This window comes from Endozoicomonas sp. PH6C, from assembly GCF_059322965.1.
The window spans coordinates 977,991-995,793 of sequence record NZ_CP185342.1; the positions used below are offsets into that span (position 1 = coordinate 977,991).

The 17,803-nt window shown below is 48.9% G+C and carries 8 protein-coding genes; all 8 read right to left on the bottom strand.

Features of this window, described 5'->3' with window-relative positions; all coding sequences use genetic code 11:
* Positions 1-78: 78 nt before the first annotated feature.
* Positions 79-2,163: a hypothetical protein gene (locus ACOMG9_RS03995; protein ID WP_494529809.1), complete on the bottom strand. Its 2,085-nt coding sequence runs from the start codon at positions 2,161-2,163 to the stop codon at positions 79-81.
* 195 nt (positions 2,164-2,358) lie between these two features.
* Positions 2,359-4,908 carry a hypothetical protein gene (locus ACOMG9_RS04000; protein WP_494529810.1) on the bottom strand — a complete coding sequence of 850 codons (2,550 nt, stop codon included), beginning with the start codon at positions 4,906-4,908 and terminating at the stop codon, positions 2,359-2,361.
* Between the two features lie 178 nt (positions 4,909-5,086).
* A complete protein-coding gene (locus ACOMG9_RS04005) occupies positions 5,087-7,069 on the bottom strand; it encodes a hypothetical protein (protein ID WP_494529811.1) in 1,983 nt (660 codons plus the stop codon).
* A 179-nt stretch (positions 7,070-7,248) separates the two neighbouring features.
* Entirely contained in the window at positions 7,249-9,006 is a 1,758-nt protein-coding gene (locus ACOMG9_RS04010; RefSeq protein ID WP_494529812.1) for a hypothetical protein, read from the bottom strand.
* A gap of 178 nt (positions 9,007-9,184) precedes the next feature.
* Positions 9,185-11,233, bottom strand: a complete 2,049-nt coding sequence (locus tag ACOMG9_RS04015) for a hypothetical protein (protein WP_494529813.1) — start codon at positions 11,231-11,233, stop codon at positions 9,185-9,187.
* 178 nt (positions 11,234-11,411) lie between these two features.
* A complete protein-coding gene (locus tag ACOMG9_RS04020; protein ID WP_448215873.1) occupies positions 11,412-13,844 on the bottom strand; it encodes a hypothetical protein in 2,433 nt (810 codons plus the stop codon).
* A gap of 178 nt (positions 13,845-14,022) precedes the next feature.
* Positions 14,023-15,876 carry a hypothetical protein gene (locus tag ACOMG9_RS04025; protein ID WP_448215874.1) on the bottom strand — a complete coding sequence of 618 codons (1,854 nt, stop codon included), beginning with the start codon at positions 15,874-15,876 and terminating at the stop codon, positions 14,023-14,025.
* 179 nt (positions 15,877-16,055) lie between these two features.
* Positions 16,056-17,684, bottom strand: a complete 1,629-nt coding sequence (locus tag ACOMG9_RS04030) for a hypothetical protein (protein ID WP_448215875.1) — start codon at positions 17,682-17,684, stop codon at positions 16,056-16,058.
* Between the last annotated feature and the right edge of the window lie 119 nt (positions 17,685-17,803).

Sequence of the window (17,803 nt, forward strand, 5' to 3'; positions counted from 1 at the left end):
GGAAGGATAGATCAAGAAAGTGAGCGTGTTTTTCTGTCAAAAACCTTCTGCCAAAGGTGGTTACTTATTCACATTACCTTACGGAGGACTGAGACTGTCTTTATGGTCCGCATCAACAGGCTTGCGTTTTCGATGTGTTCTCTTGTGCCCAGACAGGGTTTTGGCATTCTTGTAAACCTTTCTACATGGCCGCTGTTGACCATCCTCCCCGACTATCATAACGTCACAGGTTTGTTGCCCGGTGTGGCCGTTTTTTTTGTGATCCGCAAGGATCGACTTATTCTTATAGACCTTCCCGCATGGTCGTCGCTGGCCATCTTCCCCGACTATCATTACGTCACAGGTTTGTTGCCCTGCGTGGGTATTTCTTTTGTGATTATAAAGGGCTCGGCGATTCTTGCAAACTCTTCCGCATGGCCGTCGCATGCCATCCTTACCGACCATCATAACGTCACAGGTTTGTTGCCCGGAGTGAGTGTCTCTTTTGTGCTCCTGTAGAACGCAGGCACTCTTGCAGGCTTTCCCGCATGGCCACTCCTGGCCATCCTCATCGGTCACGATCACATCACAGGTTTTTTGCTCGCTGTGATTTCTTTTTTTGTGATCTGACAGGGTACAGGCATTCTTGCAAACCTTTCCGCATGGCCGTCGCTGGCCATCCTCCCCGACCATCATAACGTCGCAGGTTTGTTGTCCGGTGTGGGTGCTTCTTTTGTGATACTGCAGAGCGCCGACATTCTTGCAGACCGTTCCGCAAGGTCGCGGCTGGCCATCTTCTGCGACCATGGTTACGTCACAGGTTTTTTTCCCGGTGTGTTGTTTGAATTTATGACCTGAGAGGGAGTCAGCACTATTGCAGAGTTTCCCGCATGGCTGCGGCTGACCATCCTCCCCGACCACGATTACATCACAGATTCTTTGCCCGGTGTGGGCGCTTTTTTTGTGAGTCAACAGGGCGCTGGCATTCATGCAGACCTTTCCGCATGGCCGCTCCTGACCATCCTCTGTGACCATTATGACTGCACAGATTTGTTGCCCGGTATGGGCCTTTTTTTTGTGACCCGACAGGGCATCGGCATTTTTCCAGTCCTCCCCGCATGGTCGCAGTCGGCCATCCTCCGCGATCACGGGTGCGAGACAGGTTTTTTTGCCGGTGTGGAATTTTTTTTGGTGATTCAAAAGGGATTGAGCACTCTTGTAGACTTTCTCGCAATTCCGTAGCTGACCATCCTCATCAAGTATTGTCAGGTTACAGGGGACTGGCACCGGAGCGGTTGTATTGACCGAATTGCGGTCAATGTCATGTACTTGAAAAATTTGGCCAGAAGCGCATTGGAGTTGAATGACAAAGAGATTATTTGATGTTTCATTTGCAGAATCAGAATGCCAGTTGCAACGATAGCAGAGACAATTATGGGGGCAGGGGTTTTGTCCGGGTGTTGCTCCTGTTGGGTTTGCCAGACTTTCTTCAGAATTCAGCGACCTTTCAGCTGGCCCCATGTTTTCGGAAGATGGTCGGAATTTACAAACGCCATGACAGGGGTGAACGAAACAATCTAAACCTAAAGTATGTGCGTGTTGTTGAGGGTCTTCGTAGCCGTCACCGGAGCCAGCAGACAGAGGGCTGGTGAAAGCACTTGTTGGTCGGCCTTTGGCTTGTTGGCCTGATGACTCTGGTGACTGGCTTTGCTGTTGTGGCTGTTGCTGTGGTTGTTGTTGGTCATAGCCGGAGCCGTGCATCATAGTAGTGATCGCAAAGGGCTGATTCCCCTGTGTCAACCTGATTTCTGATTGCTCAATCGGTTTAAACAGAAGTGAGTCGGGGCTCCAATAGCTTTTCAAAAGCCAGCCGACAGTGACAATCCCTTCTACCGGTAGCCATAAATAAGAGGTAGCACTCAGAGGAGGGGCTTTGCTGGTCATGATCAGTTCGAAGACAACAAGCAAATTCGTGGCGTAAAGCAACTGCCAGGAAATCGACTCAGTGAGGGTTGTTTTTTCTTCGTAACTAAAAAAGTACTGTCGTTTATAGTCGGAGGATAAATCTGGTCTTTTAAAGCCGTTTTTGTCGGTAATATCTGACGGGCTATACGGCAGTGAACGTTGGTCTTTTTTTATAGAAAAACTCTGGTTTGAAAAAACTGAATCTTGTTTAAGTTCCACAATAAAACGCCTGGTCAAGGTTTCTGGCTGACAGGCGACAGTCAGCGAAAGTAGCAGCAGAGGTGCCGCTAAGAGTGAGTATTTAATGACTTTATCCTTGCCTCCGGGTATACAGACAGGAAGGATAGATCAAGAAAGTGAGTTTTTTTTCTTTCAAAAACCTTCTGCTAAAGGTCGTTATTTATTTACTTTATCTTATGGAGGGTTGAGACTGTCTTTCTGGTTCACATCAACAGGCTTGCGTTTTCGATGTGTTCTTTTGTGCGCAGTCAGGGTTTTGGCATTCTTGTAAACCTTTCCACATGGCCGCTGTTGACCTTCCTCACCGACTATCATAGCGTCACAGGTTTGTTGCCCGGTGTGAGCGTTTTTTTTATGATACTCCAGAGCGTTGACATTCTGGAAGACTATGCCGCATGTCTGAGGTTGGCCATTTTCCCCAGTCACGGTTACTTCACAGGTTTGTTGCCCGGAGTGGTATCTTCTTTGGTGATTCATCATGGCAGGACTCTTGCAGATCGTCATGCATGGCCGTTGCTGGCCATCCTCCCCGGCCATCATAAGGTTACAGGTTTGTTGCTCGGTGTGAGCGCTTTTTTTGTGATACCGCAGAGCGTTGACATTCGTGCAGATCTTCCCGCATGGCTGCTGCTGGCCATCCTTATCGGCAATGAGCATACTGCAGGTTTTTTGCCCGCTGTGGTATCCAAGCTTGTGAGACGACAAGGACCTGGCGCTCTTGCAGACTCTTCCGCAAGGTCGCTGCAGGCCATCCTCCCCGACAACGGTTAAGACACAGGTTTTTTGCCCGCTGTGGTGATCGAATTTATGACACGAGAGAATTTGAGCAGTCTTGCAGAGTGTCCCACATGGCTGCGGTTGACCATCGTTCCCGACTATCATAGCTTCACAGATTTGTTGCCCGCTGTGGGCGTTTTTTTTGTGAGCCGACAGGGCGTAGGCATTTATGCAGACCGTCCCGCATGGTTGTGGTTTATCATCCTTGCCGACCACAATGACTTCACAGGTTTTTTGCCCGCTATGATATCCACGCTTATGAGACGACAAGGCTTTGGCGCTCTTGCAGATCGTTCCGCAAGGTCGCTGCTGGCCATCCTCTCCGACCAGGATTGAGTCACAGGTTTTTTGCCCGCTGTGTTGATTGAACTTATGAGAAGAGAGAGAGTGATTGCTGTTGCAGAGTTTCCCGCATGGCCGCAGCTGACCATCCTCACCGACCACGGTTACATCACAGGTTCTTTGCCCGGTGTGGGCGCTGTTTTTGTGACTCGACAGAGCGCTGGCATTCTTGCAGAACTTCCCGCATGGTTGCGGTTTACCATCTTTGCCGACCACAATGACTGCACAGGTTTTTTGCCCGCTGTGGTATCCAAGCTTTTGATCTGACAAGGCTTTGGCGCTCTTGCAGACCGTTCCGCAAGGCCTCTGTTGGCCACTCTCTCCGACTACGGTCACATCACAGGTTCTCTGCATGTCGTGAGCTCTCTTTTTGTGATTCGCCAGGGAGTTGGCGCTCATGCAGACCCTTCCGCATGGCCGTTCCTGACCATCCTTTGTGACCATTATGACTTCACAGGTTTTCTGCCCGGTGTGCGTTCTTCTTTTGTGGCTCGACAGGGCACCGGCATTTTTCCAGACCTTCCCGCATGGTCGCAGCCGACCATCCTGCCCGACCACGGGCGTGAGACAGGTTTTTTTACCGCTGTGAACTTGTTTTTTGTGATTCAAAAGGGATTGAGCACTCTTGTAGACTTTCTCGCAATTTCGTAAGTGGTCATCCTCATCGACCATTGTCAGGTTACAGGCGAATTGCTCTGCAGGGGCGGTTGTATTATCCGGGTTATCATCAATATCATGTACCTGGAATAGTTGGCCAGAAGCGCATTGGAGTTGAATAGCAAAGGGATCCTTTGATGTTTCATTTGCAGGATCAGAATGCCTGGTGCAACGATAGCAGAGACAATTATGGGGGCACGGGTTTTGTCCGGGTGTTGCTACTGTGAGGCTTGTCAGACTTTCTTCAGAATTCAGCGACCTTTCAGTTGGCTCCATTTTTTCGGAAGATGGTCGGAGTTTACAAACACCATGACAGGGGTGGACGAAACAATCTAAACCCAAAGTATGTGCGTTTTGTTGAGGGTCTCCGAAGCCGTCACCGAAGCCAGAAGAAAGAGGGCTGGTAAAAGCGCTTGTTGGCTGGCAGTTGGCTTGTGGGGCTTGTTGGCCAGATGACTCTGGTAGGTGGCTTTGTGGTTGCTGTTGGTCATAGCCGGAGCCGTGCATCATAGTAGTGATCGCAAAGGGCTGATTCCCCTGTGTCAACCTGATTTCTGATTGTTCAATCGGTTTAAACAGTGCTGAGTCGGGGTTCCAATAGCTTTTCAAAAGCCAGCCGACAGTAACAATCCCTTCTATCGGTAGCCATGAATAAGAGGTAGCACTCAGAGGAGGGGCTTTGCTGGTCATGATCAGTTCGAAGGCAACCTGCAAATTCGTGGCGTAAAGCAAATGCCAGGAAATCGACTCAATGAGGGTTGTTTTTACTTCGTAACTAAAAAAATTCTGTCGTTTATAATCAGGGTCTAAATCTGGTGTTTTAAAGCCGTTTTTGTTCGCAATATCTGACGGATTATCCGACAGTGAACGTTGGTCTGGCTTGATAGAATAACTCTGGTTTGAAAAAGCTGCATCCTGCTGAAGCTCGACAATATAATGTCTGGTCAAGGTTTCAGCCTGACAGGCGACAGTCAGCGAAAGTAGCAGCAGAGGTGCCGCAAAGAGTGAGTATTTAATGATTTTATCCTTGCCTCCAGATATACAGAAAGGAAGGATAGATCAAGAAAGTAAGCGTGTTTTTCTGTTAAGAACCTTCTGCTAAAGTTGTTTACTTAATCACATTACCTTATGAAGTGCTGAGAGTGTCTTTCTGGTTTGTATCAACAGGCTTGCGTTTTCGATGGGTTCTTTTGTGCTTAGAAAAGGTGTTTACATTCTTGTAAACCTTTCCACAAGGCTGCGGCTGACCATCCTCTCCGACCATGGTCACATCACAGGTTTGTTGCCCGGTGTGGGCGCTCCTTCTGTGACCCGACAGAGTTCGTTTATTCTTGCAGACGGTTCCGCAAGGTCGTTGCTGGCCATCCTCGCTGACCAATATAGCGTTGCAGGTTTGTTGTCCGCAGTGGTATCTGCTTTTGTGACATGACAGGTCTTGAACACTCTTGCAGACTTTTCCGCATGGCCGCTGCTGGCGATCCTCATCGGCCACGATCACATCGCAGGTTTTTTGCTCGCTGTGGTGTCTTTGTTTGTGACTCGACAGGATATAGGCATTTTTGCAGACCCTCCCGCATGGTTGCTGTTTACCATCCTCGCCGATCACGATTACTTCACAGATTTTTTGCCCGCTGTGGTATCCACGCTTGTGATCTGACAAGGCTTTGTTGCTCTTGCAGACCGTTCCGCATGGCCACTGCCGACCATCCTCTCTGACCAGGGGCATGTCGCAGGTTTTTTGCCCGGTATGTCGACTGTACTTATGAGTGGAGAGAGATTGAGTACTTCTGAAGAGTTTCCCGCATGGCCGCAGCTGACCATCCTCCCCGACCACGGTCTCACCACAGGTTCTTTGTCTGCTGTGGACGTTTTTTTTGTGACTCGACATGGCGCCACCACTCTTGCAGACCTTTCCGCATAGCCGTTCCCTACCATCCTCTGTGACCATTATCACGTTACAGGTTTGCTGCCCGGTGTGGGCACTTCTTCTGTGATTCGACAGGGCAACTAAATTTTTGCAGACCTTCCCGCATGGTTGCAGAAGGCCATCCTCCCCGACCACGGGAGTGAGACAGGTTTTTTTGCCGGTGTGGACTTGTCTTTTGTGATTCAAAAGGGATTGAACACTCTTGTAGACTTTCTCGCAATTCCGTAGCTGACCATCCTCTTCAAGTATTGTCAGGTTACAGGGGACTGGCACTGGAGAAGGGGTTGTATTGGCGGGGTTGTCATCAATGTCATGTACCTGAAATGGTTGGCCAAAAGCCCATTGCAGTTGTATGGCAATGGGATTATTCGATGTTTCATTTGCGGGATCAGAATGTCGAACGCAACGATAGCAGAGACAATTGTGAGGGCAAGAGTTTTGTTCTGGTGTTGTTCCTGAATGGCTTGCCAGACTTTCTTCAGATTTCAGCGACCTTTCAGCTGGCCCCATGTTTTCGGAAGATGATCGGAATTTACAAACGCCATGACAGGGGTGAACGAAACAATCTAACCCTAAAGTATGTGCGTGTTGCTTAGGGTCTCTGAAGCCGTCACCTGAGCCAGATGACAGAGGGTTGGTGAAGGCGCTTGTTGGCTGGCGTGTGGTTTGTGGGGCTTGTTGGTCAGATGACTCTGGTAGCTGGCTTTGTGGTTGCTGTTGGTCATAGCCGGAGCCGTGCATCATAGTAGTGATCGCAAAGGTCTGATTCCCCTGTGTCAACCTGATTTCTGATTGTTCAATCGGTTTAAACAGTGCTGAGTCGGGGTTCCAATAGCTTTTCAAAAGCCAGCCGACAGTGGCAATCTCTTCTATCGGTAGCCATGAATAAGAGGTAGCACCCAGAGGAGGGGCTTTGCTGGTCATGATCAGTTCGAAGGCAACCAGCAAATTCGTGGCGTAAAGCAACTGCCAGGAAATCGACTCAATGAGAGTTGTTTTTACTTTGTAACTGAAAAAACTCTGTCGTTTATAATCAGAGGCTAAATCTGGTGTTATAAAATTGTTTTTGTCGGCAATATCTGACGGATTATCCGACAGTAAACGTTGGTCTGGCTTTATAGAAAAACTCTGGTTTGAAAAAGCTGCATCCTGTTGAATCTCGACAATAAAACATCTGGTCAACGTTTCGGCCTGGCAGGCGGCAGTCAGCAAAAGTACCAGCAGAGGAGTCGCTAAGAGTGAGTATTTAATGATTTTATCCTTGCCTCCAGATATACAGAGAGGAAGGATAGATCAAGAAGGTAAGCGTGTTTTTTCTGTCAAAAACCTTCTGCTAAAGGTGGTTACTTATTCACATTAACTTATGGAGGGCTGAAACCGTCTTTCTGGTTCGCATCAACAGGCTTGCGTTTTCGGTGTGTTCTTTTGTGATTGGACAGGGTATGTTTATTCTTGTAAACCTTTCCACATGTCGACCGTTGGCCATCCTCCCCAACCAAGGTCAGGTCACAAATTTGTTGCCCGGTGTGGGTACTCCTTTTGTGATACCCCAGAGTGAAGACATTCCTGCAGACCTTCCCGCATGGTCGCTGCTGGCCATCCTCATCGGCAACGATCACATCGCAGGTTTTTTGCCCGTTGTGCTTTCTCTTTTTGTGATGTGACAGGATATTTGCATTTTTGCAGACTTTCCCACAGGGTTGCGGTTTACCATCCTTGTCGACAACGTTTACTTCACAGGTTTTTTGCCCGCTGTGGTGTGTAAACTTGTGGTGTGACAAGGCTTTGGCGCTTTTGCAGACCGTTCCACAAGGTCGCGGCTGGCCATCTTCTTCGACCAGAGGCACATCACAGGTTCTTTGCCCACTGTGGGCGATTCTTTTGTGATCCGACAGGGCGATGGCATTCATGCAGACCTTTCCACATAGCCTTTCCTGACCATCCACTGTGACCATTATGACATTACAGGTTTGTTGCCCGGTGTGCGTCCTTCTTTTGTGATTCGACAGGGCAATGCTATTCTCGCAGATCTCCCCGCATTTTCGCAGCCGACCATCCTTCCCGACCACGGGGGCGAGACAGGTTTTTTTACCGGAGTGAACTCTTTTTTGGTGACTCAAAAGGGATTGAACACTCTTGTAGACTTTCTCGCAATGCCTTAGCTGGCCATCCTTATCGACCATTGTCAGGTTACAGGGGACTGGCACAGGAGCGCTTGTATTGACCGGGTTATCATCAATGTCATGTACCTGAAATACTTGGCCAAAAGCCCATTGCAGTTGAATGGCAATGGGATTATTCGATGTTTCATTTGCAGGATCAGAATGTCGAACGCAACGATAGCAGAGACAATTGTGAGGGCATGAGTTTTGTTCTGGTGTTGTTCCTGAATGGCTTGCCAGACATTCTTCAGATTTCAGCGACCTTTCAGCTGGCCCCATGTTTTCGGAAGATGATCGGAATTTACAAACGCCATGACAGGGGTGAACGAAACAATCTAACCCTAAAGTATGTGCGTGTTGTTTAGGGTCTCTGAAGCCGTCACCTGAGCCAGATGACAGAGGGTTGGTGAAGGCGTTTGTTGGCTGGCGTGTGGTTTGTGGGGCTTGTTGGTCAGATGACTCTGGTAGCTGGCTTTGTTGTTGTGGTTGTTGTTGCTCATAGCCGGAGCCGTGCATCATAGTAGTGATTGCAAAGGGCTGATTCCCCTGTGTCAACCTGATTTCTGATTGTTCAATCAGTTTAAACAGTGCTGAGTAGGGGTTCCAATAGTTTTTCAAAAGCCAGCCGACAGTGGCAGTCTCTTCTATCGGTAGCCATGAATAAGAGCTAGCACCCAGAGGAGGGGCTTTGCTGGTCATGATCAGTTCGAAGGCAACCAGCAAATTCGTGGCGTAAAGCAACTGCCAGGAAATCGACTCAATGAGAGTTGTTTTTACTTTGTAACTAAAAAAATTCTGTCGTTTATAATCAGAGACTAAATCTGGTGTTATAAAATTGTTTTTGTCGGCAATATCTGACGGATTATCCGACAGTAAACGTTGGTCTGGCTTTATAGAAAAACTCTGGTTTGAAAAAGCTGCATCCTGTTGAAGCTCGACAATATAACGTCTGGTCAAGGTTTCGGCCTGACAGGCGACAGTTAGAAAAAGTAGCAGCAGAGGAGCCGCTAAGAATGAGTATTTAATGATTTTATCCTTGCCTCCAGATGTACAGAGAGGAAGGATAGATGAAGAAAGCAAGCGTGCTTTTCTGTCAAAAACCTTCTGCTAAAGGTTCTTACTTATTCACTCTACCTTATGGAGGGCTGAGAGCGTCTTTCTGGTTCGCATCAACAGGCTTGCGTTTTCGATGGGTTCTTTTGTGCTTAGACAGGGTACACGTATTCTTGTAAACTTTTCCACATGGCTGCGGCTGACCATTCACCCCGACCACAGTCACATCACAGGTTTGTCGCCCGCAGTGGGCGTTTCTTTTGTGATACTGCAGAACGCTGATACTCTTGCAGACTGTTCCGCAGGTTCTCGGCTGACCATCCTCCCCGACCACAGTCAAATCACAGGTTTTTTGCCCGGTGTGAGCGCTTTTTTTGTGATCCGACAGGTTGCCGTTACTTTTGCAGACCTTCCCGCAAGGTCGCTTCTGGCCATCCTCATCGACTATGGTCATATCACAGGTTCTTTGCCCGGTGTGAGCGTTTTTTTTGTGATCCGACAGGGCGCTGGCATTCATACAGACCTTTCCGCATGGCCGTTCCTGACCATCTTCTGTGACCGTTATGACGCTACAGGTTTGTTGCCCGGTGTGCGTACTTCTTTTGTGATAGTTCAGGGCGCTGGGATTAATGCAGACCTTTCCGCATGGCCGTTTCTGACCATCCTCTGTGACCATTATGACGTTACAGGTTCGCTGCCCGGTGTGCGTACTGCTTTTGTGATAACGTAGGGCTTTGGCATTCATGCAGACCTTTCCGCATGGCCGTTCCTGACTATCTTCCGTGACCATTATGACGTTACAGGTTTGTTGCCCGGTGTGCGTACTGCTTTTGTGATAGCTCAGGGCGCTGGTATTGATGCAGACCTTTCCGCATGGCCGTTCCTGACCATCTTCTGTGACCATTATGACGTTACAGGTTTGTTGCCCGGTGTGCACTTTTATTCTGTGATTCGACAGGGCACCGGCATTTTTCCAGACCTCCCCGCATGGTCGCAGCTGGCCATCCTTCCCGACCACGGGCGCGAGACAGGTTTTTTTGCCGGTGTGGACTTTTCTTTGGTGATTCAAAAGGGATCGAAGGCTTTTGTAGACTTTCTCGCAATTCCGTAGCTGACCATCCTCATCAAGCGCTGTCAGGTTACAGGGAACTGGCACCGGAGCGGTTGTATTGACTGAACTGCCATCAGATTCATGTACCTGAAAAAGTTGGCCAGAAGCGCATTGGAGTTGAATGACCGAGAGATTATTTGATGTTTCATTTGCAGAATCAGAATGCTTGATGCAACGATAGCAGAGACAATTATGGGGGCATGAGTTTTGTCCGGATGTTGCTTCTGTAGGGCTCGGCAGACTTTCTTCAGATTTTAGCGCCCTTTCAGCTGGCCCCATGTTTTCGGAAGATGATCGGAATTTGCAAGCGCCATGACAGGGGTGAACGAAACAATCTAAATCCAAAGTATGTGCGTTTTGTTGGGGGTCTCCGAAGCCGTCACCTGAGCCAAAAGACAGAGGGTTGGTGAAAGCACTTGTTGGCCGACGGGTGGCTTGTTGGCCAGATGACTCTGATAGCTGGCTTTGTTGTTGTTGTTGTTGTGGTTGTTGGTCATATCCGGAGCCGTGCATCATAGTAGTGATCGCAAAGGGCTGATTCCTCTGTGTCAAGCTCATTTCTGATTGTTCAATCGGTTTAAACAGTGCTGAGTCGGGGTTCAGCTCGTTCCCATGCTCCAGCGTGGGAATGCATACGGATAGTGCGTCACGCTCCCACGCTGGAGCATGGGAGCGAGCCAAAAGCCAGCCGACAGTGACAATCCCTTCTGCCGGTAACCATGAATAAGAGGTAGCATCCAGAGGAGGGGCTTTGCTGGCCATAATCAGCTCGAAGGCAACCAGCAAATTCGTGGCGTAAAGCAACTGCCAGGAAATCGACTCGATGAGAGTTGTTTTTACTTTGTAACTGAAAAAACTCTGTCGTTTATAATCAGAGGCTAAATCTGGTGTTATAAAATTGTTTTTGTCGGCAATATCTGACGGATTATCCGACAGTAAACGTTGGTCTGGCTTTATAGAAAAACTCTGGTTTGAAAAAGCTGCATCCTGTTGAAGCTCGACAATATAACGTCTGGTCAAGGTTTCGGCCTGACAGGCGACAGTTAGAAAAAGTAGCAGCAGAGGAGCCGCTAAGAGTGAGTATTTAATGATTTTGTCCTTGCCTCCAGATATACAGAGAGGAAGGATAGATGAAGAAAGCAAGCGTGATTTTCTGTCAAAAACCTTCTGCTAAAGGTTCTTTCTTATTCACTCTACCTTATGGAGGGCTGAGACCGTCTTTCTGGTCCGCATCAACAGGCTGGCGTTTTCGATGGGTTCTTTTGTGATTAGACAGGGTCGATGCATTCTTGTAAAGCTTTCCGCATGGCCGTCGCTGACCATTCTCCCCGACCACTGTTACATCACAGGTTTGTTGCCCGGTGTGGGCGTATTTTTTGTGACGCCACAAGACATTTTTATTCTTGTAGACCTTCCCGCATGGCCGTTTCTGGCCATCCTCTGTGACCATTATGGCGTCACAGGTTTGTTGCCCGGAGTGGGTACTTCTTTTGTGATAACAAAGGGCAAGGTTATTCTTGCAAATTGTTCCGCATGGCCGTTGCTCACCATGCTCCCCGACCATCATAAAGTCACAGGTTTGTTGCCCGGAGTGAGTGTTTCTTTTGTGCTCCTGTAGAACGCAGGCACTCTTGCAGGTCTTCCCGCATGGCCTCTCCTGGCCATCCTCATAGGTCACGATCACATCACAGGTTTTTTGCTCGCTGTGATTTCTTTTTTTGTGTTCAGACAGGGTAAAGACATTCTTGCAAACCTTTCCGCATGGTCGTCGCTGGCTATCCTCTCCGACAATCATAACGTCACAGGTTTGTTGCCCGGTGTGGGTGCTTTTTTTGTGATACCGTAGAGCGCTGACATTCTTCCAGACCGTTCCGCAAGGTCGTTCCCGGCCATCCTCATCGGTCACGATCAGAGCACAGGCTTTTTGCTCACTGTGCTGTCTTTGTTTGTGATCTGACAGTTTATAGACATTCTTGCAAACCTTTCCGCATGGTCGTTGCTGGCCATTCTCCTCAACCATCATAACGTTACAGGTTTTTTGCCCGGCGTGAGTGCTATCTTTGTGATACCGTAAAGCGTCGACATTCTTGCAGAGCGTTCCGCAAGGTCGCTGCTGGCCATCCTCTCCGACCAGGATTACGTCACAGGTTTTTTGCCCGGTGTGGCGTCTGAATTTATGGCTCGCGAGAGACCTGGAACTCTTGCAGAGTGTCCCGCATGGCTGCGGCTGACCATCCTCCCCGATCACGGTCACATCACAGGTTCTTCGCATGTCGTGGGCTCTTTTTTTATGACTCGACAGGCTGCTGGCGTTCATGCAGACCTTTCCGCATTGACGTTCCTGACCATCCTCTGTGACCCTTATGAGTTCACAGGTTCGCTGCCCGGTGTGCGTCCTTCTTTTGTGGTCCGACAGGGCACCGCTACTCTTGCAGGTCTTTCCGCATGGCCGTTCCTGACCATCCTTTGTGACCATTATAACATCACAGGTTTTCTGCCCGGTGTGTATCCTTCTTTTGTGGCTCGACAGGGCATTGGTATTTTTCCAGACCCCCCCGCATGGTCGCAGCCGGCCATCCTTCCCGACCACGGGCGCGAGACAGATTTTTTTACCGCTGTGGACTTGTTTTTTGTGATTCAAAAGGGATTGAACACTCTTGAAAACTTTTTCACAATTTCGTAGCTGACCATCCTCATCAAGTATTCTCAGGTTACAGGGGACTGGCACAGGAGCGCTTGTATTGAACGGGTTGTCATCAATGTCATGTCCCTGAAACAGTTGGCCAGAAGTGCATTGGAGTTGAATGGCAAAGCGATCATTTGATGTTTCATTTGCAGAATCAGAATGCCTGCTGCAACGATGGCAGAGACAATTGTGGGGGCATGGGTTTTGTCCGGGTGTTACTCCTGTAGAGCTCGCCAGACTTTCTTCAGAATTCAGCGCCCTTTCAGTTGGCCCCATGTTTTCGGAAGATGCCCGGAACTTACAAACGCCATGACAGGGGTGAACGAAACAATCTAAACCCAAAGTATGTGCGTGTTGTTGAGGGTCTCCGAAGCCGTCACCGGAGCCAGAAGACAGAGGGCTGGTGAAAGCGCTTGTTGGTTGGCGTGTGGCTTGTTGGCGAGATGACTCTGGTAGCTGGCTTTGTTGTTGTGGTTGTTGCTGCTCATAGCCGGAGCCTTGCATCATAGTAGTGATTGCAAAGAGCTGATTCCCCTGTGTCAACCTCATTTCTGTTTGTTCAATCGGCTTAAACACTGCTGAGTCGGTGTTCCAATAGCTTTTTAAAAGCCAGCCGACAGTGATAATCCCTTCTACCGGTAGCCATGAATAAGAGGTAGCACCCGGAGGGGGGGCTTTGCTGGTCATGATCAGTTCGAAGGCAACCAGCAAATTCTTGGCGTAAAGCAACTGCCAGGAAATCGACTCAATGAGGGTGGTTTTTATTTCGCAATTGAAAAAGCATCGTCGTTTATAATCAGAGAGTAAATCTGGTGTGATAAAACCGTTTTTGTCGGCAATATCTGACGGATCATCCGACAGTGCACCTTGGTTTGGCTTTATAGAAAAACTTTGGTTTGAAAAATCTGCATCCTGTTGTAGCTCAACAATATAACGTCTTGTCAACGTTTCGGCCTGACAGGCGACAGTCAGCAAAAGTAGCAGCAAAGGTGCCGCAAAGAGTGAGTATTTAATGATTTTATCCTTGCCTCCAGATATACAGAGAGGAAGGATAGATCAAGAAAGTAAGCCTGTTTTTCTGTCAAAAACCTTCTGCTAAAGGTTCTTACTTATTCACTTTACCTTATGGAGGGCTGAGGCCGTCTTTCTGGTTCGCAGCAACAGGCTTGCGCTTTCGGTGTATTCTTTTGTGCACAGACAGGGTTTTGGCATTCTTGTAAACCTTTCTGCATGGTCGCTGTTGGCCATCCTCACCGACTATCATAACGTCACAGGTTTTTTGTTCGGTGTGGGCATTTCTTTTGTGGTTACAAAGGGCTTGGCGATTCTTGCAAACTGTTCCGCATGGCCGTCGCTCACCATCCTTCACAACCATCATAACGTCACAGGTTTTTGTCCCGGTGTGTTGTTTGAATTTATGACACGCGAGAGAATCAGCACTACTGTAGAGTTTCCCGCATGGCCGCGACTGTCCGTCCTCCCCGACCACGGTCAAATCACAGGTTCTTTGCCCGGTGTGAGCGCTTTTTTTGTGTCTCGACAGGGCGCTGCTATTCATGCAGACCCTCCCGCATGGTTGCGGTTTATCATCCTTGCCGACTACGATTACTTGACAGGTTTTTTGCCCACTGTGACATCCAAACTTATGAGACGACAAGGCTCTGGCGCTTTTGCAGACCTTTCCGCAAGGCCACTGGCGTCCATTTTCTCCGACCAGGGTCACGTCACAGGCTTTTTGCCCGGTGTGGGCGTCTCTTTTGTGATCCGACAGGGAACCGGCATTCTTGAAGACCATCCCACAAGGCTGCGGCTGACCATCCTCATCGACCACGGTCACATCACAGGTTCTTTGCCCGGAGTGGGTGCTTGTTTTGTGACTTGACAGGGCGCTGGCATTGCTGCAGACCTTTCCGCATTGACGTTCCTGACCATCCTCTGTGACCATTATGATTTCACAGGTTTGCTGCCCGGTGTGCATCCTTCTTTTGTGGCCCGACAGGGCACCGGCATTCTTGCAGACCTCTCCACATGGCCGTTCCCGACCATCCTCTGTGACCATTATGACGTTACAGGTTTGTTGCGCGGTGTGGGCCTTTATTCTGTGATTCGACAGGGCACCGGCATTTTTCCAGACCTCTCCGCATGGTCGCAGCCGGCCATCCTTCCCGACAACGGGCACGAGACAGGTTTTTTTACCGGTGTGGTATCCTTTTCTGTGTTTCAAAAGGGATTGAGTAGTCTTGTAGACTTTCTTGCAATTCCGTAGCTGGCCATCTTTATCGACCATTGTCAGGTTGCAGGTGAATTCGGAAGATGGTCGGAATTTACAAACGCCATGACAGGGGTGAACGAAACAATCTAAACCCAAAGTATGTGCGTGTTGTTGAGGGTCTTCGTAGCCGTCACCGGAGCCAGAAGACAGAGGGTTGGTGAAAGCGCTTGTTGGCTGGGGGGTTGTTTGTGGCGCTTGTTGGCCAGATGACTCTGGTAGCTGGCTTTGTTGTTGTGGTTGTTGGTCATATCCGGAGCCGTGCATCATAGTCGTGATTGCAAAAGGCTGATTCCCCTGTGTCAACCTCATTTCTGATTGTTCAATCGGTTTAAACATCGGTGAGTCGGGGTTCCAATAGCTTTTCAAAAGCCAGCCGACAGTGACAATCCCTTCTACCGGTGGCCATGAATAAGAGGTAGCATCCAGAGGAGGGGCTTTGCTGGTGATGGTCAGTCCGAAGGCAACCAGCAAATTCGTGGCGTAAAGCAACTGCCAGGAAATCGACTCAATGAGGGTTGTTTTTATTTCGTAATTGAAAAACCATCGTCGTTTATAATCAGAGAGTAAATCTGGTGTGATAAAACCGTTTTTGTCGGCAATATCTGACGGATGATCCGACAGTGCACCTTGGTTTGGCTTTATAGAAACACTTTGGTTTGAAAAATCTGCATCCTGTTGTAGCTCAACAATATAACGTCTTGTCAACGTTTCGGCCTGACAGGCGACAGTCAGCGAAAGTAGCAGCAAAGGTGCCGCAAAGAGTGAGTATTTAATGATTTTATCCTTGTCTCCAGGTATACAGAGAGGAAGGATAGATCAAGAAAGTAAGCCTGTTTTTCTGTCAGAATCTTTCTGTTAAAGGTTGTTGCTTACTTCAGATTACCTTATGGAGGGCTGAGACCGTCTTTCTGGTTCGCATCAACAGGCTTGCGTTTTCGATGCATTCTTTTGTGCACAGAAAGGGTTTTGGCATTCTTGTAAACCTTTCCACATGGCTGCGGCTGACCATCCTTTCCGACCACGGTCACAGCACAGGTTTTTTGCCCACTGTGCTTTCTTTTTTTGTGATCTGACAGGATATAGGCGTTCTTGAAGACCCTCCCACACAGTTGTGGTTTACCATCCTTGCTGACCACGAGTACCGCACAGGTTTTTTGCCCGCTGTGGCATCCAACCTTGTGAGATGAAAGGGTTTTGGCGTTCTTGCAGACCGTTCCGCATGGTCGCTGCTGACCACCCTCTCCGACCACGATCACGTCACAGATTTGTTGCCCGGTGTGGGCGTCTCTTTTGTGACCCGACAAGGGACCGGCATTCTTGAAGACCTTCCCGCAAGGCCGTGGCTGACCATCCTCATCGACCACGGTCACATCACAGGTTCTTTGCCCGGTGTGGGCGCTTGTTTTGTGACACGACAGGGCGCTGGCATTCTTGCAGACCTTTCCGCATTGACGTTCCTGACCATCCTCTGTGACCATTATGATTTCACAGGTTTGCTGCCCGGTGTGCTTCCTTCTTTTATGGCCCGACAGGGCACTGGCATTCTTGCAGACCTCTCCGCATGGCCGTTCCCGACCATCCTCTGTGACCATTATGACGTTACAGGTTTGTTGCCCGGTGTGGGCCTTTAGTCTGTGATTCGACAGGGCAGTGGCATTTTTCCAGACCTCTCCGCATGGTCGCAGCCGACCATCCTTCCCGACTACGGGCACGTGACAGGTTCTTTTACCGGTATGGTATCCTTTTCTGTGGTTCAAAAGGGATTGAGTAGTCTTGTAGACTTTCTTGCAATTCCGTAGCTGGCCATCCTTATCGATCATTGTCAGGTTGCAGGTGAATTCGGAAGATGGTCGGAATTTACAAACGCCATGACAGGGGTGAACGAAACAATCTAAATCCAAAGTATGTGCCTGTTGTTGAGGGTCTCCGCAGCCGTCACCGGAGCCAGAAGACAGAGGGTTGGTGAAAGCGCTTGTTGGCTGGGGGGGTGTTTGTGGGGCTTGTTGGCCAGATGACTCTGGTAGCTGGCTTTGTGGTTGTTGTTGTTGTTGGTCATATCCGGAGCCGTGCATCATAGTAGTGATCGCAAAGGGCTGATTCCCCTGTGTCAACCTCATTTCTGATTGTTCAATCGGTTTAAACAGCGGTGAGTCGCGGTTCCAATAGCTTTTCAAAAGCCAGCCGACAGTGATAATCCCTTCTACCGGTAGCCATGAATAAGAGGTAGCACCCGGAGGGGGGGCTTTGCTGGTCATGATCAGTTCGAAGGCAACCAGCAAATTCGTGGCGTAAAGCAACTGCCAGGAAATCGACTCAATGAGGGTGGTTTTTATTTCGCAATTGAAAAAGCATCGTCGTTTATAATCAGAGAGTAAATCTGGTGTTACAAAACCGTTTTTGTCGGCAATATCTGACGGATCATCCGACAGTGCACCTTGGTTTGGCTTTATAGAAAAACTTTGGCTTGAAAAATCTGCATCCTGTTGTAGCTCAACAATATAACGTCTTGTCAACGTTTCGGCCTGACAGGCGACAGTCAGCAAAAGTAGCAGCAAAGGTGCCGCAAAGAGTGAGTATTTAATGATTTTATCCTTGCCTCCTGATATACAAAGAGGAAGGATAGATCAAGAAA